22 protein-coding genes are annotated in these 24,452 nt (G+C 71.2%); 15 read left to right on the top strand and 7 right to left on the bottom strand.

Annotated features, from left to right (window positions below):
- Positions 1 to 3: 3 nt before the first annotated feature.
- Together Ato02nite_RS39525 and Ato02nite_RS39520 are read right to left on the bottom strand one after the other, a co-directional pair.
- The gene (locus Ato02nite_RS39525) at positions 4 to 411 is read right to left on the bottom strand and encodes a VOC family protein (RefSeq protein WP_213011821.1); all 408 of its coding nucleotides are present in this window, start codon (positions 409 to 411) and stop codon (positions 4 to 6) included.
- Positions 408 to 848, bottom strand: a complete 441-nt coding sequence (locus tag Ato02nite_RS39520) for a helix-turn-helix domain-containing protein (RefSeq protein ID WP_213011820.1) — start codon at positions 846 to 848, stop codon at positions 408 to 410. The genes Ato02nite_RS39525 and Ato02nite_RS39520 overlap by 4 nt, the downstream gene beginning before the upstream one ends.
- A 117-nt stretch (positions 849 to 965) precedes the next feature.
- Between Ato02nite_RS39520 and Ato02nite_RS39515 the strand changes: the two genes are divergently transcribed.
- The 8 genes from Ato02nite_RS39515 (at position 966) to Ato02nite_RS39480 (ending at position 10,801) form a co-directional block, all read left to right on the top strand.
- A complete protein-coding gene (locus Ato02nite_RS39515) occupies positions 966 to 3,887 on the top strand; it encodes a glycosyl hydrolase (protein WP_246607973.1) in 2,922 nt (973 codons plus the stop codon).
- A 156-nt stretch (positions 3,888 to 4,043) separates the two neighbouring features.
- Entirely contained in the window at positions 4,044 to 7,511 is a 3,468-nt protein-coding gene (locus Ato02nite_RS39510; RefSeq protein ID WP_246607972.1) for a S8 family serine peptidase, read from the top strand.
- Positions 7,512 to 7,555: 44 nt separating this feature from the next.
- A complete protein-coding gene (locus Ato02nite_RS39505) occupies positions 7,556 to 8,176 on the top strand; it encodes a hypothetical protein (protein ID WP_213011818.1) in 621 nt (206 codons plus the stop codon).
- A 14-nt stretch (positions 8,177 to 8,190) separates the two neighbouring features.
- Positions 8,191 to 8,517, top strand: coding sequence for a hypothetical protein (locus tag Ato02nite_RS39500; RefSeq protein ID WP_213011817.1), 327 nt, complete (start codon positions 8,191 to 8,193; stop codon positions 8,515 to 8,517).
- A 6-nt stretch (positions 8,518 to 8,523) separates the two neighbouring features.
- Positions 8,524 to 9,318, top strand: a complete 795-nt coding sequence (locus tag Ato02nite_RS39495; RefSeq protein WP_213011816.1) for a metallophosphoesterase family protein — start codon at positions 8,524 to 8,526, stop codon at positions 9,316 to 9,318.
- 34 nt (positions 9,319 to 9,352) lie between these two features.
- Complete coding sequence (locus tag Ato02nite_RS39490; protein WP_213011815.1) at positions 9,353 to 9,778, top strand: YbaB/EbfC family nucleoid-associated protein; 426 nt, start codon at positions 9,353 to 9,355, stop codon at positions 9,776 to 9,778.
- A 1-nt stretch (position 9,779) separates the two neighbouring features.
- Complete coding sequence (locus tag Ato02nite_RS39485) at positions 9,780 to 10,094, top strand: type VII secretion target (RefSeq protein ID WP_213011814.1); 315 nt, start codon at positions 9,780 to 9,782, stop codon at positions 10,092 to 10,094.
- Positions 10,095 to 10,096: 2 nt separating this feature from the next.
- Positions 10,097 to 10,801: a WXG100 family type VII secretion target gene (locus Ato02nite_RS39480; RefSeq protein ID WP_213011813.1), complete on the top strand. Its 705-nt coding sequence runs from the start codon at positions 10,097 to 10,099 to the stop codon at positions 10,799 to 10,801.
- Between the two features lie 28 nt (positions 10,802 to 10,829).
- Here Ato02nite_RS39480 and Ato02nite_RS39475 read toward each other — a convergent pair whose 3' ends face one another.
- On the bottom strand, positions 10,830 to 11,993 hold the full coding sequence (locus tag Ato02nite_RS39475) for an MFS transporter (RefSeq protein ID WP_213011812.1): 1,164 nt from the start codon (positions 11,991 to 11,993) through the stop codon (positions 10,830 to 10,832).
- Positions 11,994 to 12,078: 85 nt separating this feature from the next.
- Here Ato02nite_RS39475 and Ato02nite_RS39470 point away from each other — a divergent pair, with 85 nt between their 5' ends.
- The 3 genes from Ato02nite_RS39470 (at position 12,079) to Ato02nite_RS39460 (ending at position 16,011) form a co-directional block, all read left to right on the top strand.
- Positions 12,079 to 13,224, top strand: a complete 1,146-nt coding sequence (locus Ato02nite_RS39470) for an acyltransferase family protein (protein ID WP_213011811.1) — start codon at positions 12,079 to 12,081, stop codon at positions 13,222 to 13,224.
- A gap of 83 nt (positions 13,225 to 13,307) precedes the next feature.
- A complete protein-coding gene (locus Ato02nite_RS39465; protein ID WP_213011810.1) occupies positions 13,308 to 14,315 on the top strand; it encodes a hypothetical protein in 1,008 nt (335 codons plus the stop codon).
- 82 nt (positions 14,316 to 14,397) lie between these two features.
- Positions 14,398 to 16,011: an acyl-CoA synthetase gene (locus tag Ato02nite_RS39460; RefSeq protein ID WP_246607971.1), complete on the top strand. Its 1,614-nt coding sequence runs from the start codon at positions 14,398 to 14,400 to the stop codon at positions 16,009 to 16,011.
- On the opposite strand, the gene Ato02nite_RS52145 is transcribed toward Ato02nite_RS39460, so the two are convergent.
- The gene (locus Ato02nite_RS52145) at positions 15,979 to 16,113 is read right to left on the bottom strand and encodes a hypothetical protein (protein ID WP_246607986.1); all 135 of its coding nucleotides are present in this window, start codon (positions 16,111 to 16,113) and stop codon (positions 15,979 to 15,981) included. The genes Ato02nite_RS39460 and Ato02nite_RS52145 overlap by 33 nt on opposite strands.
- Positions 16,114 to 16,150: 37 nt before the next feature.
- Between Ato02nite_RS52145 and Ato02nite_RS52140 the strand changes: the two genes are divergently transcribed.
- The 4 genes from Ato02nite_RS52140 (at position 16,151) to Ato02nite_RS39440 (ending at position 19,966) form a co-directional block, all read left to right on the top strand.
- On the top strand, positions 16,151 to 16,570 hold the full coding sequence (locus tag Ato02nite_RS52140) for a Rossmann-fold NAD(P)-binding domain-containing protein (RefSeq protein ID WP_246607970.1): 420 nt from the start codon (positions 16,151 to 16,153) through the stop codon (positions 16,568 to 16,570).
- A gap of 9 nt (positions 16,571 to 16,579) precedes the next feature.
- Positions 16,580 to 17,524, top strand: coding sequence for an acyltransferase domain-containing protein (locus Ato02nite_RS39450; RefSeq protein ID WP_213011809.1), 945 nt, complete (start codon positions 16,580 to 16,582; stop codon positions 17,522 to 17,524).
- Between the two features lie 135 nt (positions 17,525 to 17,659).
- Complete coding sequence (locus Ato02nite_RS39445) at positions 17,660 to 19,294, top strand: serine/threonine-protein kinase (RefSeq protein WP_213011808.1); 1,635 nt, start codon at positions 17,660 to 17,662, stop codon at positions 19,292 to 19,294.
- 9 nt (positions 19,295 to 19,303) lie between these two features.
- The gene (locus tag Ato02nite_RS39440) at positions 19,304 to 19,966 is read left to right on the top strand and encodes a hypothetical protein (protein WP_246607969.1); all 663 of its coding nucleotides are present in this window, start codon (positions 19,304 to 19,306) and stop codon (positions 19,964 to 19,966) included.
- Between the two features lie 19 nt (positions 19,967 to 19,985).
- Here the strand turns inward: Ato02nite_RS39440 and Ato02nite_RS39435 are convergent, their stop codons facing one another.
- From Ato02nite_RS39435 to Ato02nite_RS39425, 3 genes are read right to left on the bottom strand one after another with little or no spacing between them, the layout of a single operon-like run.
- Positions 19,986 to 20,993, bottom strand: coding sequence for an NAD(P)H-dependent glycerol-3-phosphate dehydrogenase (locus tag Ato02nite_RS39435; RefSeq protein WP_246607968.1), 1,008 nt, complete (start codon positions 20,991 to 20,993; stop codon positions 19,986 to 19,988).
- Between the two features lie 13 nt (positions 20,994 to 21,006).
- Positions 21,007 to 22,977: an ABC transporter permease gene (locus Ato02nite_RS39430; protein ID WP_246607967.1), complete on the bottom strand. Its 1,971-nt coding sequence runs from the start codon at positions 22,975 to 22,977 to the stop codon at positions 21,007 to 21,009.
- Between the two features lie 26 nt (positions 22,978 to 23,003).
- Positions 23,004 to 24,440, bottom strand: coding sequence for an extracellular solute-binding protein (locus tag Ato02nite_RS39425; protein ID WP_246607966.1), 1,437 nt, complete (start codon positions 24,438 to 24,440; stop codon positions 23,004 to 23,006).
- Positions 24,441 to 24,452 lie beyond the last annotated feature (12 nt).

Here is a 24,452-nt window from a genome sequence, read left to right as displayed (position 1 = left end):
AGACTACGACCCCTGCTGGAGGATGCGGATCGCGTTGCCGGACGGGTCGCGCAGGCCCATGTCGGTGCCGTAGAAGTGGTCGGTGGGCTCCTGGGTGAAATCGGTGAAACCGCGGGACTTCAGGGTCTCGTACAGTCCTCGGACGTCGTCGGTGTTGAGCACGAGGCCGGTCAGGGCGCCCTTCGCGATCAGCTCGCGGAGCTGCTCGGCCGTCGCCTCGTCGTGCAGCGGCGGGCCGGGCTGTTCCAGCGAGATCTCGGTGCCGCCGCCCGGGACGCGGATGGTCAGCCAGCGGTAGTCGCCCTGCTGTACGTCGTTGCCCTTCTCCAGGCCGAGCAGGCCGACGTAGAAGTCGAGGGCTTCGTCCTTGTCGAGGACGAAGATCGACGCGACGTTGAGTTTGGTAATCATGTGCTCAGGCTAGAGAGGGCGACCGGCCGGTGGCTTCTCCGAAACTGCTCGATCGGCCGGGTGTTGGCCATCTGGACGCAGTGCGGCACGACGGCTGGGCGGTGATCGCGGCGGTACCCCGACGGCGTCTCGCCGACGATGTCGCGGAACGTCCGGCTGAACGTGCCGAGGCTCTGGAAGCCGACGTCGGAGCAGATGCCGGTGACGCTGCGGCCGGTCTCGCGCAGCAGGCGCATGGCGCGCTCGATCCGCCGCCGTTGCAGGTAGCGGTGCGGCGTCTCGCCGAAGGCGGTGCGGAAGCAGCGGCTGAAGTGGGCCGGCGACAGGTGGGCCACGGCCGCGATGGCGCGGACGTCGAGCGGCTCGGCGTACGCCCGGTCGATCGCGTCGCGGGCGCGCAGCAGCCGCCGGTTGAGGATCTCGGTCTCCCGGCTCATGCCGCCATGCTAAAACGCGGATCGTGCTGTTAATACTTTGGAAACATTGACGACATGCTTTGTCCCCCCTACAGTTCCGGGCACGAGAGAGCGCTCTCACAGGGCTACGGAGGCGTGATGCGGCGTACCAGATCAGTCGTGCTCGCGACGGTCGCGGCGGTCGCCGCCGGACTCGGCGCGGTGGCCCTCAGCGGAACGGCCGGCGCCGCCACCGTCGGCGCGGGCAGTTACACCGAAACCCTCCCGGCCGGGGCGAGCCTGCCCGTCGGCTGCGGCGACCTGGCCACCAACCCCCGGCAGTTCATGACCGCCAACGCGCCGGCCGGCCCGGTCCCCACCAACGACTGGTGGTCCTCGCTCGTCTTCAAGAAGTTCGACTGCGCCTACAGCGAGAACCTGCACGCGCACCCGATCAGCTACGACACCACCGCGGGCGGGCTCGGTTTCTCCTACAACACCACGCCGCAGATCAGTGGCTCGGCCACCGGGGTGGGCGAATACCACTACATCTACCAGGAGGACTTCACCGCCGGGGTGGCCGGGCTGAACGCGCCGCGGACCCTGGTCGACTCGTGGACCGACTGGACCGTCACGCCGTACTGGAGTGACGGTGTGCGGACCATGAAGGCGACCATCGGGCACGGCCTGCCGTTCGCCTACTTCCAGGTCACCGGGGGAAATGCCCAGATCACCGCGAAGAGTACGCCTACCGTCTGGTCCAACAGTGGGTCGCAGATCGGGTACTCGATCGCCGGGAAGGACTACGTGGCGTACGCGCCGACCGGAGCCACCTGGACGGTCAGCGGCAACGTCATCACGTCCACCCTGGCCGGGAAGGGCTACTTCTCGATCGCCGTGCTGCCCGCCGGCACCACCGACCGGGCCGCGCTGGCCGCCAGTTACGGCACCTACGCGCACAACCACGTGACCGGCACCCGGGTGTCCTACTCGTACAACCAGAGCACCAGCCGGGTCGCCACGACGTACACCTATCTGACCACCGCCCGCGAGGGAACCGGCACCGGGACCGTCATCGGGTTGTATCCGCACCAGTGGCGGGCGCTGAGCGGCGCGACGCCGATCGCGCCCACCTACGTCACCGCCCGGGGCACGATGAAGGTCCTCGTCGGCGCCTCGTCGTTCACCACCTCGGCCGTCTTCAACGGGGTGCTGCCCGAGGTGCCCGCGGTGGCCGACAGCAGCGGGGCCGATCTGGCCACCCTCAACGGGTACCTCGACCAGGTCAAGGGCAACCCGGTCAACGTGCTGGGCAACGACACCTACTGGACCGGCAAGGCCCTCGGCGCCGGCGCGCGGATCGCGGAGATCGCCGACCAGCTCGGCCGCACCGACGTCCGGGACACCGCCCTCGCCGCCATCCGGGCCCAGCTCACCGACTGGTTCACCGCCTCCGCGGGCAAGTCGCAGAAGCTGTTCTACTACGACAAGAACTGGGGCACGCTGATCGGCTACCCCGCGTCCTACGGGTCCGACGCCGAGCTCAACGACCACCACTTCCACTACGGCTACTTCATCGCCGCCGCCGCGACCCTGGCCAAGTTCGACCCGTCCTGGGCGGCCACCTCGGCGTACGGCGGCATGGTCGATCTTTTGATCCGCGACGCCAACAATTACGACCGGGGCGACACCCGGTTCCCGTACCTCCGGGATTTTGACATCTTTGCCGGTCATGACTGGGCGGCCGGGCACGGCGCGTTCTTCGCCGGCAACAACCAGGAGTCCTCGTCGGAGGGGATGAACTTCGCCAACGGCCTGATCCAGTGGGGTCAGGCCACCGGCAACACCGCGATCCGCGACGCCGGCATCTTCCTCTGGACGACACAGTCGGCGGCGATCAACGAGTACTGGTTCGACACCCGCAACGAGAACTTCCCAGCGGCGTTCGGCCACAACACGGTCGGCATGGTCTGGGGCGACGGCGGCGCCTACTCCACCTGGTTCGCCTCCGCGCCGGAGCAGATCCACGGCATCAACATGCTGCCGGTCACCGGCGGGCACTTCTACCTCGGCAACGACCCGGCCTACGTGAAGCGCAACTACGCCGAGATGGTCACCAACGCCGGCCACGAACCGGCACTGTGGCAGGACATCGCCTGGCAGTACCTGGCCCTCGGCGACGGCGACGCGGCCCTCGCGAAGTTCCGGGCCGGCAGCGGTTACACCCCCGAGGAGGGGGAGACCAGGGCGCACACGTTCCACTGGATCCGCAACCTCGCCGCCCTCGGCACGACCGATCTCACCGTCACCGCGAACCATCCGCTGGCCCGGGTGTTCAGCAAGAACGGCACCAGGACGTACGTCGCGTCGAACATCACCAACGCGGCGCTGACGGTGACGTTCTCGGACGGCAAGGTGCTCGCCGTGCCGGCCGGGAAGACGGTCGCGGCCGGCGCGGTGAACTGGTCCGGCGGCAACGCGACCGGCGGCGGGATCAACCCGACCCCGACGACCAGCCCGACCACCGGTCCGACGACCAGCCCGACCACCGGTCCGACGACCAGCCCGACCCCCACGGTCAGCCCGACCACGTCCGCCCCGCCGGCCGGTGGGGGAGCGGTCCGGTACCTGCAGAGCGGCGGTGCGCTGGCCTCCGCCGCCGGCACGGCCGGCACCGCGACCGTGGTCAAGGCGTCGGGCGCCAACGACAACCAGCCGCACTCGCCGACCGTCTTCACCGCAACCGGCCTGAACCTGGCCTACCGGTCCGGTGCCGCGACCGCCTTCGGCATCGCGGTGGACGCGGGCACCTCGGTCGGTAACGCCACCCAGGCCCGCGTCTCGTACGACCTGACCGGTGACGGCACCTTCGACCGGGTCGAGACGTTCCGCTACTTCGCCACCGACCCGGTCACCGGGTGGGAGCGGTACACCGACGCGGCCGGCCAGATCACCGCCACCGGAGGCTTCGGCAACCTGGCCAACGGCACGGTCAAGGTCGAGATCTGGAGCGCCATCGGCTCGGCGCCGAGCACGGTGTCGCTGGGCGCACTGTCGACGGTCACCCTGCCGTACCAGTGAGCTGGGGCCGTCACTCACGGCGCCCGGTCCTGTCCACATCGCGCCATGGCTAGCGTTCGGCAGTCGTTTGATCTGGCCGGGTCGCATCGGCGTTCTTGAAAATGCGAATCGGCGCCTCCACACCCCGGGGGCGCCGGTTACGCGAAGGAGACGGCCGTGCGACGCAAGGTAAGAACCGCGGTGGTGCTGGTCGGAGCTCTGATCGGCGCCGGCCTGCCGGCGACGCCGAGCCTGGCCGCGCCGGCCGCCCCCGGCTCCGGCGCGGCCCGGGCGATCACGCTCATCACCGGCGACGTCGTCTCGCTCACGCCGGCCGGCGACGGACGGTACGCGGCGACGGTACGGCCGGCGCCCGGCCGGGAGAACGTCTCGTTCCGCACCACCGAGGCCGGGGACGGCCTGCAGGTGCTGCCGCTCGACGTGGTGCCGATGGTCCGGAGCGGGCAGCTCGACGCCGAACTGTTCGACGTGGAGCACCTGCTCGCCGAAGGCTACGGCGACGCCGACAGCAGCACGCTGCCGGTCATCATCCGGTCGGCGGGCGCGGGCTCACTGCGTACGCTCCCAGCAAGCGCGACCACCCCCTTGCCGAGCCTGGACGCCGTGGCCGTCCGGGTCGACAAGAAATCCTTCTGGCAAAGCCAGAAGAGCGCCCGCACGGCCGCGGCCACCCGGATCTGGCTGGACGGCAAGGTCCGAACCGCGGCCGATGCGAACATCGAGCAGATCGGCGCGCCGGCGGCCTGGCAGGCCGGTTTGACGGGTACGGGGGTGAAGGTCGCCGTGCTCGACACCGGTATCGACGCCACCCACCCGGACGTGGCCGGCAAAGTCGGCGCGGCCGAGGACTTCAGCGGCAGCGGGAACACCGTCGACCACTTCGGGCACGGCACCCACGTGGCCTCAATCGCGGTGCGGGTCGCTCCGGGCGCGCGGCTGATGGTCGGCAAGGTGCTCGACGACAGCGGCAGCGGATACGAGTCGGGGATCATCGCGGGCATGCAGTGGGCCGTCGACAGCGGCGCCAAGGTGGTCAACATGAGCCTCGGCGGTGACGCGACCGACGGCACCGACCCGATGAGCGAGGCCGTCGACGCGCTCAGCGCAGCCGGCGGCACGCTCTTCGTGGTCGCCGCCGGCAACGAGGGAGCCGACTACACGGTCGGTACGCCGGGGGCCGCCACGTCGGCGCTGACCGTCGGGGCGGTCGGCCACGACGAGCAGCTCGCGGAGTTCTCCAGCCGCGGCCCGCGCCTCGGCGACCAGGGACTCAAGCCGGAGATCACCGCGCCGGGCGTGGACATCGTGGCGGCCCGCGCGGCCGGCACCACGATGGGCACCCCGGTCGACAACCTCTACACGGCCGCGTCCGGCACCTCGATGGCCACCCCGCACGTGGCCGGCGCGGCCGCGATCCTGGCCCAGCAACACCCCGACTGGTCCGGCGCTCGCCTGAAGGACGCGCTGGTCAGCACGGCCGTGACCGGTGCCGCCGCGACCGTGTACGGCCAGGGCGCGGGCCGGGTCGACCTGGCCCGCGCCACCACCCAGGCGGTGACCGGCACCGGGGTGGCCGACTTCGGCCTCGAGGCGGCCGGCCGGACCGTCACGTACCGCAATTCCGGGTCGTCGGCCGTGACCCTGTCGCTCACGTCGAGTCTGCCGGCCGTGACCGCCGTGAAGACCGTCACCGTGCCGGCCGGTGGCACCGCCGACGTGCCGCTCACCCTCGACCGCAACGGCAGCTCCAAGGGTGTGCTCGGTGGCTGGCTCAGGGCCACCGGCCCGGGCGGCGTGCTGGTCACCACCGCGCTCGGTGCCACCATCGACCCGCCGCACCACCGGGTCACGTTCAGCGCGGTCGGCCAGGACGGCAGGCCCACCGCCGTACCCGTCTTCCAGATGTTCGGCGACGACCGCCGGTTCGACGTGCTCGGCTACCTGGAGAACGGCGAGGCCGGCCAGGTCGACGTGGCCGAAGGCGACTATCTGGTGGACGCCACCCTCGCCGTCGGCACCGGCCTGCACCCCGAGGACACCCTGGTCACCATCCCCGAGCTGCACATCGACCGGGACATGACGGTGGTGCTGGACGCCCGCAAGGCCAAGCCGATCCGGATCGAGACGCCCCGGCCCGCCCAGCAGCAGGCCGTGCTCAGCTACTACGTGCACCGGGTCACCGGCACCGGCCGGCAGATCGACAACGGCTTCATGGACTTCAGCGCCACCGAGAAGGTCAACGTGACGCCGACCGCCCCGGTCCGCAAGGGCGCCTACGAGTTCTCGTCGCGGTGGCAGCTGGTGGCGCCGTTCGCCCGGGCCGTCGTCCCGTCGGCCGGCACCTACGATCTGCGGGCGCTGCCGGCCTCGCCGGTCTACACCGGCACCCGCCGCTACGCCCTGGCCTTCTCGCTGACCGGTGCGGTCAACGGCAAGGCCGTCGTCCTACCCAGCGACGGCGACGACCACGACCAGGTGCGGAAGGCGGCCGACGCCGGCGCGGCCCTGGTGCTGCTGAATCGCGGCCCCGAGTCGGCGGCCTGGACGGTGTGGGACCCGTCCGCCGAGGAACGACTGCCGATCCCGGCCCTGCTGATCGCCGACGACTACGCCCGGCAGATCCAGGCCAAGGGCCGGACCGTCGACCTCACGATGACACCGGCCAGCCCTTATCTGTACGACGTACTGCAGGTCTCCACCGGCCGGGTGCCCGACCAGATCGTCCACCGGGTCACGGCGGCCAACTCGTACCGGATCACCAGCCGCTACGCCGACAACGGTGGCCTCGCCTGGGTGCGCGAGCAGCGGTTCGGCTGGCGCCCCTGGCAGGACTACGCCTGGAACGACCAGCAGCGCGCGGTGGCCACCCCGTCCGTCCGCGACGAGTGGGTCTCGGCCGGCGACAGCATCTGGCAGCACCACGTCCACCAGGAATACCCGTGGGGCGACCTCGGCGCGGCCCTCGACACCGGCTTCGCCGACCAGCCCCGCTCCTACCCTCGAACCGGCACGGCCACCGAGACCTGGGCGGCGCCGGTGGTCCGCCCGGCCACCCCGGCCGGCTACACCAACCGGCGCACCGGCGACGTGCTGAACCTGCGGGTAGCCGACTTCGTCGACGCGAGCGACCAGCACTTCACGATCGACGAGGCCGACGACTCGGCCGCGCGGCTCTACCGCAACGGCACGCTGATCAGCGAGACCCGGGACGCCTGGCGGGACATCACGATCCCGGCCGGGGCGGCCGGCTATCGGCTGGAGCTGACCACGGCCCGGGAGGGCAACGAATGGCAGTACGCCCGGTCGACGAACACCGAGTGGACGTTCCGGTCGGCGAAGGCCGGCCCGCTGCCGATGCTCCAGGTCGGGTACGCGGCACCGGTGTCCCTGACCGGCACCGCCACGACCTGGCCCCACCTGCTCGGGATCAGCGTTCCGGGCGCTCGCACGGTGTCCGTGCAGCTCTCCGCCGACGAGGGGGTCACCTGGAAGTCGGCGTTGGTCCTCGGCGGTGCGGTCGTCGTGCCTGCCGGCCGGGGCACGGTGTCGCTGCGGGTGACCGCCACCGACCGCGACGGAAACTCGGTGAAGCAGACCGTGCTCCGCGCCTACGGTCGGGGGTAGCGCCGCGGCGCTAGGGTCGTTGCCGACATCGATGGAGGCTGACGTTGACTCCGAGATCCCGCGGTCACGGCGGCGGTGGCGGCGACGACCCACCCTCCGGCGGCCGCGGCCGTCGGGGGCGGGGCGGACGGCCGGGCAATGTGGAGCACGGCGAGGGCCAGACCCGTGACGCTTTGCAACTCGGGCGACCCACCGCCGAGGGCGGCGGACCGTCGCCTTCGGCGGGATCGCGCTCGTCCCCGGCCGGCCAGCCCCAGGGTGTTCCGTACGGCTTCCGCGACTTCGGCCAGTTCCGGGAGTTCGCGACCCGGTTCCGCGACCGGATGCGCGAGCTCTACCCGGACCTGGACATGGGATTCCAGGGCAGTGCGGTCACCGGGCGGAGCGCGGACACCGGGGAGCCGTTCGACGAGGGCCGGGTGAGCGACTACGACGTGGCGATCAGCGGCGACTCGGTCAACCGGGCCGCCCACGAGAACGGCGTGCCGTTCCGCGGCGACGGCGTCTCGACCGGGCCGCTGACCGAGCGTGACCTGGACCGGCTCGGGCTGGACGGCATACTCGACGACGCGTCGGCCGAGACCGGGCGCGAGGTCCATATCATGATCTTCCGTACTATCGAAGAAGCCGCCGGCCGTAAGCCGACCATCAAGGTCTGGTTCTGAACGGGAAGCACACATTGATCTACGACGTGTACGGATACGGCGAGCCCAGCCTCGGCGATCAGCCCGGCCGGCTCGCCGAGGCTCTCGAGGTGGAATGGGCCACGCATGAGAGCGACTACCGCGGCGTTTACTTCGCGGCCCGTCCGCGGACCGGTGCCGGCAAGCTCCGGCTCCAGTCCAACGACCTGCGCGACGGCGACGACGAGTACCTGCAGGAGCCCGACTTCCCGCAGTACCGCTACCTGTTGTTCGTGGACAAGTTCGACCGGCCGGACGAGGTGCGTACCAGGTTGGCGCCGCTTCCGCAGTGGCGGTTTCTCTACCGCAGCGTCGTGGACTGACGGCCGATGCGGCTGATCGGCACGCGGCCGGAGCGACTGGCGACGATTCCGTACCGGGCGGCCGGTCCCGGCGGTGTCCCGCAGAACGTCCAGCTCGGCGTCGAGCGGCTGCCGGTCGACAAGCTCCCGGCCGGCTGCGACGTCCTGCTCGCCGCCGGGGACCTGCAGGGGGTGGCGCCTTCGCCGCTCGGCGGGGACCCCGTGCTGCTGGGCATCGCGCTCGCCGACTACCTGGGCGTATGGGCGGACAGCGGCCTGCTGCCGCCCGCCGACCGGGTCGGTGTTCTGCTGACCGGAGATCTGTACTCGGCGCCGGGCGCCGACCGGCGCGGCGCCTCCGGCGCGGTCCTCGACGTGTGGCTGGCCTTCGCCGCCGCGGGTTGCCCGGTGGTGTTCGGGGTGGCCGGCAACCACGACGAGGTGACCGCCGCGCAGGTGGCGGACCTCGGCCCGGACGTCGTGCTGCTGGACGGTGACCGTCGTGGTTTGGGCGGTGTCACGGTCGCGGGAGTGTCGGGGATCGTCGGGGATCCCGGTCGCGCCCTGCGGCGTACGGAGAAGGATTTCCTGACTCTCGTCGGGAAGGTCACGACGCCACCCCCGGACGTGCTCCTCCTGCACGAGGGGCCGGTCGGGGACCGGCCCGGGCAGCTCGGGCGGCCCGCGGTGCGCAGCGCGCTGGAACGGCACGCACCGGCGCTGACGCTCTGCGGGCACGTGCACTGGGTCGAGCCGGTGGCCCGCCTCGGCGACGGGCACATCGTCAACGTCGACGCCCGGGTGGTCGTTCTCACGGCGTAATCCATCGGTGCAGGTCGTTGTTAAACTCCGGCGCATGTCCGAGGTTTCCGATACCCAGGCGTTCCTGGATCCGGACGCATCCCGCGAGTACTTGCGCTCGTGGAAGGAGAACGTCGACCGGGCGGCGGCGCGAGCCGCGGCCATGAGCGAACAGCTGGAGCGGCTGCGGGCCACGGCGCGGGATGACAACGGCCTGGCCGAGGTCACCATCGACTCCGCCGGGGTGCTGGTCGAACTGGAACTCACCGACCGCATCCACCGTTACGAGCCGCGGGCGGTGGCACGGGCGGTGATGAGCGCGCTGCGCGAGGCCCGGGTCAAGGCCGCCGACCGGGCGCACGACATCGCGGTCGAAACGATGGGGGCGGACTCGCTGTCGGCGCGCACCACGGCGGACCGGATGCGCCAGGCGCTGGAGCGGCCGGCCGACGAGGACGAGCCGGATCAGAAGGGGTACTGAGGTGACGGAAGCTTTCCAGGTCGACTCGTCTCAGTTGTTCCGGCACGCCGCCAACGTGCGCGCGGTGCGCGACCAGCTCGCGGCGATCAAGGGCGCGAGCAGCTCGATCGCACAGGACGACAGCGCCTACGGCCTGCTGTGCGGGTGGATCTCGGCGATTCTGGAGCGCCGGCACGACGGCCAGGAGCAGCTTTACACGTACGTCGAGGAGAACCTCCAACTGCTCGCCGACGCCCTCGATGCCACCGGTCGCGACTACGACGCCGCCGACGCCAACGCACAGAGCACGATCCGGGCAGCCGGCGGGCTGGACTGACCATGGCGTCCAACTCCTCCCTGGTGGCTACGTCGACGACCACCCGGACCGCGTACACCGGTAGCTCGCTCGCCGACGGCTTCCAGGGTCTCCAGCAGTCGGTGCAGGGTGGCAGCTGGGTCGACGGCATGCTGGCCGGCGGGTCGTTCGTGGGCGACGCCGCGGCCACCGTCATCGACCCGTTCAGCGCACTGCTGGCCAATGGGCTGGGCTGGGTGATGGAGCATTTCGAGCCGCTACGTGACATGCTCGACAAGCTGGCCGGCATCCCCGACAAGGTCACCGCGCACGCTCAGACCTGGGCCAACATGGCCGGTGCCCTCCAGACCATGGCCGAAGACCTCCGGTCCAGCCTCGCCGCCGATCTGCCCGATTGGGGCGGCGGCGCCGCCGACTCGTACCGGTCGATGATGACCAACAATGTGGACGGCCTCGGTGGCCTCGCGGTGCTGGCCGGCACCATGTCGGCGGCCACCCAGGCGGCGGGCAACCTGGTCCAGTTCACCCGGGACATCGTCCGCGATCTGATCTGTGACCTGGTGGCGCGGGTGATCGTGTGGGCCGCCGAGGCGCTCGCGATCGTCACCATCCCGGTCGTCACCGCGCAGATCATCTCGGCCGTCGCGAAGTGGTGCGGGCGGATCTTCGGATACACCGGCGCCTTAATCAGCAGCCTGCAGAACCTGACCGGGTTGATGGAGGCCTGACCGTCCAGCCGGCGGCCCGTTTCGCCGGCTACGCCCTCGGCCCGGACGGCCGCACGGTCTGTAGTTCGCCGCGCTGAGTCAGGTGCGGCCGGGAGCCCAGGGTGAACGCGAGCCCGCCCAGCGCCGCCGCCGCGCCGCAGAGGATCAGCGTCGTGCGGAAGCCGAAGTGTTCCACCGCGAGCCCGGAAAGGACGCCGGAGACCAGTAGGCCGGCCGTGGACGCGTTGGCGAACAGCGTGGTGGCGCGGCCGGTCGCCGGGGCCAGGAGGTCCTGGAAGTAGCGGATGCCGGCGGCCCCGACGATCGCGATTCCCACGCCGCGGAAGGCCTGCCCGATCACGAGCATCGCCATGCCCGAGGACACCACCGTCAGGGTGTAGTAGCAGACGAACGAGCCGAAGCCGCCGAGGATCACGGCCCGCTGGCTGACCGTGGCCGGGACGACGGCCAGCCCGAGGGTGGCCACCACCTCGACCGCCGCGCAGACGCTGAAGAGCACGCCGACCGACGCCGCCGATTGGTGCAGGCCGCGCGTGACGAACAGCGGGAGCGCCAGGCCGCCCGCGAACATCGCCGTGAAGAAGAGGGTGACGCTCGCCGTGAGCAGGACCGGGGTGCGGCCCGGGGATGCGCTCGCCACCTCGACCGGACCGGGCCGCGGCACGACCAGGACGGTCAGCGCGGAAACCAGGAACACCCCGGCGGCCGTCCACATCAGCCAGGAATAGCCGCCCCGGGACAGCACGAGCGCGCCCAGCAACGGCCCGACCGCCCAGGCCAGCGACCAGGCCGAGCGCAGCAGCGGTGCGGAACGCCGGCCGGCGGTGCCCTCGCCGAGCACCGAACGGGCCAGGGTGAACAACTGCGGGAAGGCCGCGCCGACCGCTCCGAGCACCGTCGCCGCCATCAGCAGCAGCACCGGGAAACTCGAGATCCGGGGGAGCAGCAGATAGCCCGCGGAAGCCAGGAGGGTCACGACGATCGCGTACGCCCGCGCGGGCCGGCGGTCGAACAACCGGCCCAGCCACCAGCTGATCCCGATCCCGCCGACGGCCGACACCGAGGCCCACACGCCGATCTGGAACGGCGTCAGGCCGACCACGTCCGCGGCGAACAGGACGATGTAGGAGTTGACCATCGCGTCCGCGATGCCGAGCAGCAGAACGGCGGAGGACAGCGCGAGGAGGGGCACGTGACCTTCGTACCGGTCCGGCCTCCTCGGCGACACCGATTAAAACCGATCGAACCTTTTGCGCCTGCTGTGCGTGATCTGTGAAGTGAGCGGCAAACGGGTGGCCGGGCTGGACGGCCTGCGCGGCCTCTGTGCCCTGTATGTGCTTTTGTTCCACTGCTGGGCGTACACCTTCCGGGGTTTTCCTCGTTATCGCGGCCCGGACTGGCTGAGCTGGCTCGGGTTCGGCCGGCTCGCCGTGGTGTTGTTCCTGGTCCTGTCGGGGTTCTCGCTGGCCATGTCGGCGGCCCGCAACGGCTGGCACCTGGGCGGCCTCGGCCTCTACTTCCGGCGGCGGGCCTGGCGGATCCTCCCGGCCTACTGGGCGGCGCTGGCGTTCAGCCTGGTCATCGCGTGGACCGTGGTGCGCCAGCCGCACAATCCGGAGCCGACCGGCGAATCGGTGGTGGTCTACACCCTGCTGCTCCAGGACCTGATCGGGGCGCCCACCCCGAACGGCGCCTTCTGGTCCATCAGCGTCGAGGTTCTGCTGTACGGCGTACTCCCGCTGTTGCTGGTGTTGTGCCGGCGGATCGGCCCGGCGGCGATGCTCGCGGCCGTCACCATTCCGGTGGTGGTGATCGGGTTCGTGGTCTTCGACGGGTCACCGCCGGCCGGCGACAACTGGCTGACCCCGCATCTCCTGCCGGTCTTCGCGGCCGGGGTGGTGGCGGCCGGCGTGGTCGCGTCCGGTGACCGGTGGCGCCGGTTGCCCTGGGTGTGGCTGTCGGTGCTGGCCGCGGTGCCGGTCGGCGTCCTGGTGCTGCAGCAGGGCTCGCGCTGGATGGTCGGCCACTACTACTGGGTCGACATGGCGATCGCCCCGGCCATGACGATGTTCCTGCTGGCGATCGTGAGCGGCCGGCCCGCCGTGCTGATCCGGCTGCTCGACTCGCGGCCGCTGGAGCGGCTGGGCTCGTTCTCCTACAGCCTCTACCTGATCCACGTGCCGATCGTGGTCGCGATCAGCCTGAAACTGGTCGCGCCGCGGCTCGGCCACGGGACCGCCGCGTTCGCGGTCACGACCGTGCTCGGCGGTGGGCTGTCATTGGCCGGCGCGTGGTTCTTCGCGAGGGTGTTCGAGTTCCCGTTCCAGCGCTACCGCTCGTGGGCCGGACTCCGGAAGGCGATCGTGCCGGTGGAGGCCGCACCGCCGGTCGCCGAGCCGGCCCCGGTGAGCACGTCCAGTTGATGTTGGACGAATGAACCGCCGCCGGCTCCGGCGGCGCGTACCTTCGGCAGCGAAACGGACATTTCGCCTGACGGGGGACTGCTGTGCGACGAAGTTGGATGGTGGCGACGGTGCTGGTCGCGGGAGTCGGTGCGGTGCCGGCGCAGGCCGCGGCGGCGGAGCCGGCCACCCGGTTCGGGGTGATCGCCACGACCCAGGGACGGGCGAAGGACGACGCCGCGACGTACCAAGCGCTGTACGAGGAACAGCGGACCCGCTACGGCGGCCCGATCGGCATTCGGCTGTTCAGCGCCGGCCGCCTGCCGTTGCCCGGTGACGGCACGATGCCGGGAACCCTGCTGACCTGGGCGGCCGCGACGCACCCGGACGAAGCCATCACCCTGTCGCACAAGACCCGCGACGAGGCCCGGCTTCCCGCGCTGCTGGACTGGGCCCGGGACCACCGCGTACGCCTGTCGCTCATCTACTTCCACGAGGTGCAGGACAACTGGTTCAAGCACCGGGACGCCCGCGCCGATCCGGCCGTCTATCTCGACATCTACCGCTCCTACCGCCGGATCATCCAGGCGCATCGGGCGCGCTCCCTGATCACGCTCGAGAAGAACCTGATGTGGTACTGGCAGCACTACAACGCGGCCAAGCTGGGCGGGGACTGGCGCGCCTTCGTCGAGAAGAAGAACGACCCCGCCGACGTCGTCTCCTGGGACACCTACGCGTTCCCGGGCATGCCGACCGCGCTCGGCCGGTACGCGACCCCGGACGAGTTCTTCCGCTACCCGCGTGACGTCTGGCGGGAAACCGGCCGGCCGTGGGCGATCGGTGAGATCGGCAGCACGGTGCAGGACGGCGTCGGCCCCGGTGCCGAGAAGGCCTGGGACCCGGACGGCGCGAAATTCGTCGCCTGGGTCCGGGCGATGACCGCGGCCGCGAGCAAGCCGGCCGGCATCGGCCCCGCCTACCAGGGCGTCCCGGCGGCCCGCTTCATGAAGTGGTGGGCCGGCCACGACCGCAACGGCAGCGACCAGAGCCTCGATCAGGTCCCGGCCGCCGTGGCCGCCTACCGTGGATCGGTTGCCGCGGCCCGGCTTTGACGCTCGCGCTCCCTTGCCGTGACCCAGCTCACTCCTCTACGGTCACGCCAGACCGCGCCGCCCCTCGAGCAAGGGCTCCGACATGATCGAGCATTTGCACGCCGTCCTGCGGATGCACCAGATCGGCATCGTCAATCTGTTGCGTCCGCGCCGGCTGCTCCGGGCGGCCGTCAACAACGCCCGGCTCGGGCCGCAGGCCGCCCTGATCATGAAGGCGGCCGCCGAGCATCCGGACCTGCCGGCGGTGACCGATGAGCGCGGCACCCTGACCTACCGAGAGCTCGACGAACAGTCCAACGCCCTGGCCCACGCGCTCAAGGGGCTCGGCCTGCCGGACCGGGCGGTGGTCGGGGTGCTGGCCCGGGACCACCGCGGCCTGCTGCTGGCGATCAGCGGCACCGCCCGGGCCACCCTGCGCCTCGCGCTGATGAACACCGGCCTCGCCAAGCAGCAGTTCGCCGAGGTGGTGGCCCGGGAGAACGTCCGGGCGGTGCTGTACGACAGCGAGTTCGCCGACCTGGCCGGCGGCCTGCCGGACGACATCCCCCGCTACCTGACCTGGGGTTCCGGCGCCGGCACGCACATCGACGAGCTGATCGCGGCGCACCCGGTCACGCCGCTGCCGCTGCCCGACCGGCCGGGCGGTTTCATCATCCTCACCAGCGGCACCACCGGGCTGCCCAAGGGCGCTCCGCGCACCAAGGTGTCGCCGCTGGCCAGCGCCCTGATCGCGGACCGGATCCCGTTCCCGCGGCAGGGCGCGGCGGTGTTCGCGTCGCCGCTGTTCCACAGCACCGGCTTCGGCGCCTGGACCGTGGGGCTGTCGCTGGGCAACCATGCCGTGCTGCTGCGCCGTCTCGACGCCGAGAGCATCGTCCGGGCCATCGCCGAGCACCGGGCGCAGATGCTGGTCGCGGTGCCCACCATGCTCACCCGCATTCTCGCCCTCGGCCCGGAGATCATCAGCAAGTACGACACGTCGTCGCTGAAGGCCGTGTTCGTCGCCGGGTCGGCCCTGGCCCCCGAGCTGACCAGCCGGTTCCACGACGTGTTCGGTGACGTGATCTACAACGTGTACGGGTCCACCGAGGTCGCCGTCGCGTCGGTGGCCCAGCCGGCCGAGGCGCGCCGGGCACCCGGGACGGTCGGCCGACCGCCGGTCACCGTGCACGTCGCCCTCTACGACGCGAACGACCGCCGGATCACCGAACCCGAGGTGCACGGGCGGGTGTTCGTGCGCACCGGCATCCCGTTCGAGGGCTACACCGACGGTCAGCACAAGCAGGTCATCGACGGCCACATGGCCACCGGCGACCAGGGCCACTTCGACGCCGAGGGACTGCTGTTCATCGACGGCCGGGACGACGACATGGTCATCTCCGGCGGCGAGAACGTCTACCCCGTGGAGGTGGAGAACCTGCTGGCCGAGCGCGACGACGTGGTCGAGGCCGCGGTGATCGGCGTGGACGACCCGGAGTTCGGCAAGCGGCTGCGCGCCTTCGTGGTGCCCACCGACTCGTCGGCCCGCGATCCCCAGGCGATCAAGGACTACGTGAAGTCGAGCCTGGCCCGTTACAAGGTGCCGCGCGACGTGGTCTTCCTGGACGCGCTGCCGCGCAACGCCACCGGCAAGGTGGTGCGGCGGGAGCTGCCCACCGGGCCGCTATCCGGCGCCGACGACCGCCAGGAGCTGTAGTTTCTCGTAGCTCTCGCTGCCCGGCACGGCGGTGTAGACGTGCAGGTAGGGCGACTGGCCCGGGTCGATCGGGGACTGGCAGTTCAGCTCCGGCCGGCCCAGCTCGGCGTGGTCGAAGCGTTTGACGTCGTCCGGCTGGATGCCGACCCTCGTGCTCCTCCCACAGCGCCCGGAACTCGTCGCTGCGGGCGAGCAGCATTTCGGCGAGCCGGGCCGCGCGGGAACCGGGGCCGCTGCGGGCCGGGCCGCGGAACGTGGTCAGGTCGCCGGTGAGCGCGACGCTGAGCGCGTTCTGCCGCAGCGTCTCGCCGAGTTCGGTGACGATCTCCGCGCGGCCCGGCGATTCATCGGGGCGATGTCGGCGCGCGGGATGCTGTTCGGGACCGCCGAGACCGCGGGTCTGGCCGCCCTCTACGCGGCGACGGCGGACACTGCGCGGGCCGGGCGGCCTCGGGCACCTGGCCGGGCCGCCCGCGGAGCAGAAGCTGTACTCGCGGCTGCGCAGGACGCCGCTCGCGTCTGGCAGATCTCCGAGGCATTGACCAAGGTGACCGCGTAGGGTCGCCTCGTGGATCTGGATGACACCGCCGCCCGGCTCGGGGTTTCTGTCGAGGACGTCGAACGGGTTGCCCACCTCGCCGGCGACCGGCCGTCGGTTCCGTTGCCGGCCAAGGCCGACGCGCCCGCGCTCCTCGACCGGCTCGCCGTCCGCCCGGACGATGCCGCCGAGATCATGGCGGGCTGGCCCGACCCCGGCTCCCCGTTGTGGACTCCGGAGCTGCGCTGGCTGCTCGACCGTTCGATCGCGCTGGTCCGCGCCGATCTCGGCGGCCACGAATGGCTGGCGCCCGGCCCGGAACTGCCGCGCGAGCGCGGCCCCGCCTGGCAACACCTTTACGCGTACGGGTACCTGGCGCTGGTCGATGTAGTCCGGCGGTATCACGGCGACCACGGCGTCCCCGGCGCCGTGTCCTGGGCGACCCTCGCCGACCTGGGCCGCAACCTCGCGGTCGACCGGCGGATGCACGGCGAGGGCTGGCCGGTCATGCAGGCCTGGCTGACGCTGCACGCCCGCGGCGGCATCTACGAGCTGGGCCGGTTGCAGCACCAGCGCGGCGGCACCGCCATCGACCTGCACATTCCCGACGCGGGCCCGCTGACCCCGGAGGCGGTGGACGCGTCGCTGGACGAGGCCCGGGCGTTCTTCCCGAGCAACTTCCCGGACGAGCCGTACACCGCGTTCTCCTGCGGTTCGTGGCTGCTCGACCCGCAACTGGCGGAGTACCTGCCCGGGGACTCCAACATCGTCCGGTTCCAGCGCAGGTTCGAGCTCGAGCCGTACGACCCGTCGGACGGTCCCGACGCCGACGTCGAGGTGCTGCGTTTCGTGTTCCGCACCCTGACCACGCCACTCGACCGGCTGCCACGCCGTACGGTCCTGCAGCGCGCGGTGATCGACCACCTGGCGGCCGGCCGCCACTGGCAGTGGCGCCGGGGCCGCTTCCCGATCTAGGTGTCACCCCTCAGCGGGGGTCGCCCGTCCGGTCGGCGAAAGCAACCGTTGCGGGGATCCACAGTCGTCTCTGCGCCGACAGAATGATCGGCGCGGCGGAGGCAGACATCCGCCCCTGACGGTGGAGTGCCCCGAATGAGCGGCTGGCAGCTGTCCGGCTACACGCCTGTTCGTCCGCTCGGCGCCGGCGCCTCGGGCACTGTCGTGCTGGCCGTCCACGACCAGACCGGGACGCCGGTCGCGATCAAATATCTGGTCCGGGGCCTCGGGGACAGCGCTTCGTTCCGGGCCGCCTTCCGGAAAGAAGCGCGGCTGCTCGGCGAGATCGACGACCCGAACGTCTCCCGGCTCTACGAGTACGTCGAGTCGGCCGACGACGCGGCGATCGTGATGGAGCTGGTCAACGGCGTGTCGCTGCGGCAGATGCTGCGCGAGCACGGCCCGACGACCCCCGAGTCGGCGCTCTGCGTGCTGAAGGGCTCCCTCGCCGGGCTCGCGGCCGCGCACGCCCACGGCGTGGTGCACCGCGACTACAAGCCGGAGAACGTGCTGGTCACCGGGGAGGGGCGGAGCAAGCTCGCCGACTTCGGCATCGCCGCCGCGGTCGGCCAGGGCGCCGACACCGTCGTCTCCGGTACGCCGCGATACATGGCCCCCGAGCAGTGGACGGGCGTCCCGGCGACGCCCGCCTGCGACATCTACGCCGCCACGGCGACCTTCTTCGAGTGCCTCACCGGCAAGCCACCGTACGAAGGAGCGAACCTGTTCGCCCTGCACGAGCAGCACGCCAACGCGCCCATCCCGACCGATCCGGCCCCGGCGGCGGTGCACGATCTGCTCCGGCACGGCATGGCCAAACAGCCCGCCGAGCGGCCGCAGCACGCCGTCGCCTTCCTCGACCTCCTGGAGCGGGTGGCCGGGACGGCGTACGGCCCGGATTGGGAGAAGCGCGGGCTGGGCGATCTGGCCCGCCGGGCCGCCCTGCTCGCCGCGTTGTGGCCGTTTCCCGACGGCACCGGGGGCGCCACCAGCCTCGCGTCCACGACGGTCGGCGGTTTCCGCCGTGGTCGCAAGTGGACGGCACTGGCCGGCGGTGCGATCGTCGCGGCCCTCCTGGTCGGCGGGGCGGGGTACCGCTATGCCGCCGCCGAGTCACCGGCCGTCGCGGCGGACGGCCGGTCGAGCCCGGTCGCCGTCGTTCCGGTGGTGACGGCGCCGTCCAGCGCGATCCCGCCGGCCGCCCCCACGACCCCCTCGATCCCGTCTTCCTCCTTGGTGACCCCCGGCAGCTCGGCGACGCCGGCCGCGACGACCGCCCCGGCGTTGCCGGCGGCGCCGTCCACCACCACACCGGCGCCGCCCACCACAACGCCCACACCGGCCCCGTCGACCAGTACGACCTCGTCGATTCCGGCCGATACCACCGCCCCCACGGTCGGCGCCGTCAGCGCGCGCCCGACCGGGCTGGAGGCCGAGAACTGCCGGTACGGCAACCGCACCAGCACCATCGCGGTCTCGGTCACCGACGACCGGACCGCCGCGGACGCGCTGACGGTCAGCTTCCGCTACGTCCTGAACGGCGCCACCTCGACCGTCGCGATGAAGTCCGCCGGGCGGGGTGTCTTCCAGGGCACGCTCGGCCCGCTGCCGGCGCCGAAGTCGGCCACCCGCATCCCGGTCTCCGTCCTCGGGACCGACGCCGCCGGTAACTCGGCATCATCCGCGAAACCGGTGTACGTGACCCTCACCAACATCTGCACCCCCGGTTAGGAGCACGAGGTGTCGCAGGAACCGTTCGACGACCGGGTGATGCCGCCGCCCGCCGATCCGTGGGCAACGATCAACCGGCCCGCCCCCACCGTGTACCTCGGCGATCCGGACACCACCGTCAGCATCGGCCCGCCCGGACGTCCGGGCGCGCCGGCGCCGGCCGTGCGGGCCGGCGAGGAACTGCGCTTCGGGCCCGGCGTGCCGCCGGCCCCGACGGGCAGCCCGCACTGGCCGGTCGTCCCCGCGGCCACCCGCCCGCGACCGGTTTGGCGCCGACTGGTGTCGGTGCTCTCCAGCCTGCTGACCCTCGCGCTGGTCGTCGTGGTCGGGCTCTACCTGTGGCAGCGACTCAGCCCGCTCGTGGTGGAGAGCGCCACGGTGGCGGTGCCCCGGGCGGCCGGGAACCGCTGCGATGTCACCGTCGACGTGGTCGCCACCGTGCGCACCAACGGACGGCGCGGCGTGATCCGTTACCAGTGGCTCCGGTCCGGCAATCCGCCCGGTGCCGTGCTCACCGAGCAGGTCGGCAGCGGTCAGCGCACCGCCGCCCTCACCCTCGAGTGGACGTTCAGCGGCGTCGGCGCCACCACCGAGACCGCCACGATCAACATCACCGAACCAACCCCGCTGCAGGCCGGTACGCCGGTCGCCTACCGATGCCGGCGCGGCTGACCGGCCGATGGTCCGTGCGCTATCCCGGCTCGGACTCGTGCCCGGCCGGATGGGCGCGCAGCAGGCCGTCGTAGGCGCGCTCGGCGGTGATGTCGCCGGTTACGACGCGGTGGATCGTGCGGGTGATCGGCATGGCCAGCCCGTGCTGGTCGGCCAGCTGAACCGCCGCGTGCACCGTCTTGACTCCCTCGGCGACCTGGCCCATCTCGGCGAGGATGTCGTCCAGGCTGCGCCCGCGGCCGAGCTGCTCGCCGACGTAACGGTTGCGGCTGTGCGGGCTGATGCACGTCGCCACCAGGTCACCCATTCCGGCCAGCCCGGCGAGCGTGCTCGGCTCGCCGCCCATCGCGACCGCCAGCGTGGTCAGCTCGGCGAGCCCGCGGGAGATCACGCCGGCCCGGGTGTTGTCGCCGACTCCGAGGCCCTGGGCGATGCCGGTGGCGATCGCCACGACGTTCTTCAGCGCACCGCCGACCTCGCAGCCGATCACGTCGTGGTTGGTGTAGACGCGCAGCAGACCGCGGCGGAACACCCGCTGGATCTCCGCGGCGACGGTGAGGTCCTCCGTCGCGATCACCGTGGCCGCCGCCATGCCGGCCATGATCTCCTTGGCCAGGTTGGGCCCGGTGAGCGCGGCGGCCGGATGGCCCGGCAGCACGTCCTTGATCACTTCGGTCATCCGCAGCAACGAGTCGCGCTCCAAGCCCTTGCTGAGGCTCACCACCGGGATCCACGGGTGCAGGTCGGGCCGGACCTGCTCCAGGGTGGCGCGGAACGCTCCGGTGGGCACGCCGACGACGAGCAGCTCGGCGTGGGCCGCCGCCTCGGCGAGGTCGGCGGTGGCGCGAAGCCGGGCCGGTAGCGGGAAGCCCTCGAGATAGCGCTCGTTGCTGTGCTCGGCGTTGATCTCCTCGGCCGCGGCCGGGTTGCGCGCCCAGATCAGCGATTCGTGGTCCCGCCGGGTCAGCACGGACGCGACCGTGGTGCCCCAGGAACCCGCGCCCAGCACCGTGATCCGCATGGCCATGACGATACTGTGGTCAGCCCTTCACCGCGCCCGCCGTGAGCCCCTCGGTCAGGAAACGCTGCCCGAAGGCGTACATGATCACCACCGGGATGCTGACCAGCAGCGACGCGGCGGCCAGCTGTCCCTGCGGCACGACGTCCCCGGCGATCATCGACTGCATCCCGACCGGGAGCGTCTTGTACTCGTCCTTGGTGATGAACACAAAGGCGAAGAGGAACTCGTTCCAGGCGTTGGTCAGCGTGAACAGGGCGACCGCCAGCAGTCCCGGTTTGGCGAGCGGCAGCACCACCCGGCGGAACGCCTGGACCCGGGTGCAGCCGTCGACCAGGGCCGCCTCCTCCAGTTCGGCGGGGATCGACGCGAAATACCCGGACAGCAGCCAGGTGGCGAACGGGAGCGTGAAGGTCGGGTAGGTCAGCACCAGCGACCACATCGAGTCGGTGAGCCGTACGCCGATGAGCAGCTGGTAGAGCGGGATGAACAGCAGCGCACCCGGCATCACGTAGGTGAGCAGCACGGTGACGGTGAAGCCCTGCGCACCGCGGAACCGCAGCCGGGCCAGCGCGTAGCCGCCGAGGACCGCGCAGACCAGGGCCACCGCGGTCGACGCCGCGGACACCAGGATGGTGTTGAGATACCAGCGTCCGAACGGCTGGTTGGTGAACAGGGCACCGAACTGCTCCAGGGTCCACGGCGTCGGCCAGAGGTCGTGTTCGCGCGTGACGACCTGGCCCTCGGATTTGAACGCCGTGACGGTGATCCAGTACAGCGGGCCCAGCACGAAGGCCAGCAACCCGGCCAGCGCGACACCGGATCCCAGGCCCGACACCAGTGACGACGCCCGCCGGCCGCCCCTGTTCTGCAGCCCCGAGACGACCCGGCCGACCGCCGCCGCGATCAGCAGGATCACGCCGAGGATCACCGCCGCCTTCCAGAAGATCTGTGGCGACGCCCAGGCCAGGAGACCGGTGAACACCGCGGCGCCGACCCACGGCAGCGCCGTGCGGGACGGGCCGGTCCATCGGGGCGGCCGGTTTCCGGTGTCCGCGCGCAACGTCCGGACCAGGAAGAACACCAGGCCGGCGACGATCGGCAGCATGACGAGCGTGACCGCCGCCCCCGCGCCGTACTGCAGCTGGAGGATCGCCTTGGAGTAGGCGACGAGAACGTACGGCGCGGTCACGTCGCCCGGGCCGCCCTGCGTGAGCAGCCAGATGAGGTCGAAGTTGTTGAACGTCCAGATCGACGACAGGGTCACCGTCACGGTGATCACGTGGCGCAGCCCGGGCAGCGTCACGTGGGCGAACCGCTGCCACGCCGAAGCGCCGTCGATGGTCGCCGCCTCGTACTGGTCAGCCGGGATGGCCTTCAGCCCGGCCAGGAAGCAGACGGTGAAGAACGGCACCCCCTTCCACACGTTCACCAGGATCACCGACGGCATGGCCAGCGACGGGTCGGACAGCCAGCCCGCGGGCCAGCTGTCGACCAGATGCGCGGAGGCCAGCAGCGGCCCGATCCCGGAATCGGTCAGCAGGGCGTTGACGCTGCCGAAGATCGGGTCGAGCAGCGAGCGCCAGCTGAACGCCGTCACCACCGTCGGCACCACCCACGGCATCAGCAGGAGCCCGGTGATCAGGGCTCGCCCACGCCGCCGATGGTGCAGCAGCAGGGCCGCGGCCAGACCCAGCACAACCTTGAAGATCTCGGCGTACGAGGTGAAGACGAACGAGTTCACCACGCCCGTCCGGAACTGCTCGTCGCCGGCGAGGGCGAGGTAGTTGCCCAGGCCGACGAACACGCTCTCCGAACCGTGCCGCTCGGTGGTGCTGGTGACGATCGACCGCGCGATCGGCACCAGCACGAGCGCGCCGACCAGCAGAGCCGTCGGGGCCAGGAACACCGCGGCCAGCCGCCAGTCACGACCGAGCCGCCGCTGGGTCTTCGTCAGGGAGCCCGGCCCCGGTGGCGAGGGAGCTCGCGTCACCGGGGCCGGCGCCGTGCGGACCGACCTCACTGCGGCAGCCCCTGCTGGGCGAAGATCTGCACCATCTTCGCGTGCGCCGCCTTCACGGCCTGAGCGGCCGCCGTTCCCTGCACGACCTGCTGCATCATGTCGGTGAGGACATAGGCGGCGACGACGGCCTGCTGACCGGCACTGGCTTTCTGCGGGAAGGCCAGGCCGTTCTTGGTGGACAGCGGCAGCGTCTGCTGGGACATCTGCCGCACCATCGGGAAGGCCGGGTCACCGCCGGCGAAGAACGGATCGGCGTCCCAGACCTTCTCCCAGGCGGGCATGACCAGGCCGGGCGCCTCCTTCGACACGCCGACCAGCGCGGGCGCGCTGACCAGGTACTGCGCGAGGAGCTTGGCGAGCGCGGGGTTCTTGGCGCCCTTGAACACGACGAAACCCTGGGACTGGCCGAGCAACAGCGATTTGTCGGTCGCCGGCCCGATGCAGTCGGAGAAGACGTGCGTGTTGCCGTACACCGGATTCTTCTTGGTCTTGGAATCGGCGTAGATGCTGAAGCTGTTGCGGGTGTAACCGAGGACCCCGGCGAGCCAGTTCTCGTTGTTGCTGGTGTCGGTCCAGCTGGCCACGCCCGGCGGCAACATCGGCTTGTACGTCGGGTTGGTGTAGATGTCGCCGAGGAACGTCACCGCCTGCACCGTCTCCGGGGAGTCGAAGGTGACCTTCTTGCCGTCGTTGTCGGCGATCGCCCCGCCGTACGAGTTGATCAGCGCCTCGATCATGCCGTTGCCGTCACCGGACCGGTTCACCGTCATGCCCCAGCCGAACCGGCGCTTGCCCGGATCGGAGATCGCCAGGCACAGATCCCGCAGCTCGGTCCAGGTGTAGACGTCCTTGGGCGCGATGCCCTTCTCCTGCATCCAGTCCTTGCGCAGGAACGACCCGATCCCGATGAAGTGATAGGGGATCGCGAACCATTTGCCGTTGAAGACGCAGAAGTTCTTGGCCTCGGCGCAGGGCTCGCCGTACTTGGCGGTCAGCGCCGTGACGACGTCGGTCACGTCTTCCAGGTCGCCCAGCGCCTGGAACTGCGCGACGAACCGCGAGTCGGTCATGAATGCCAGGTCGCGTGCCACGCCGCCCTTGACCTCGGCGTGGATCTTGGCCACCACGTCGCCGGCGTCGGCCTGGACCAGGCTGTTCTCGATCTTCGTCCCGGTGGCGTCGGCGAACTTCTTGATTGACGCGTCGAGCTGTCCGTTGGCCGCCGTCGAGTACAGCTTCTGCGACAGCACCCCCATCGAGGTGCCCTTCATCGACGACGCGGCATCGATCAGTTCCTTCGGAACGTCGGCCTGCACCTTGGGCGCCGAGTCGGAGGTGCCCCCGCACGCGGCCAGACCGGCTGCGCCGAGCACCCCCGCACTCATCCCCAGAAAGTCCCGCCGGGACCACGACAAGTTTTTCTCCACGGCCATTCGCCTCCTTCG

Origin of the sequence: Paractinoplanes toevensis (assembly GCF_018332695.1) — a bacterium.
Lineage (GTDB): Bacteria > Actinomycetota > Actinomycetes > Mycobacteriales > Micromonosporaceae > Actinoplanes > Actinoplanes toevensis.
Note: the sequence above shows the minus strand (reverse complement) of the source record. Positions and strands in the feature narration are given on the sequence as shown.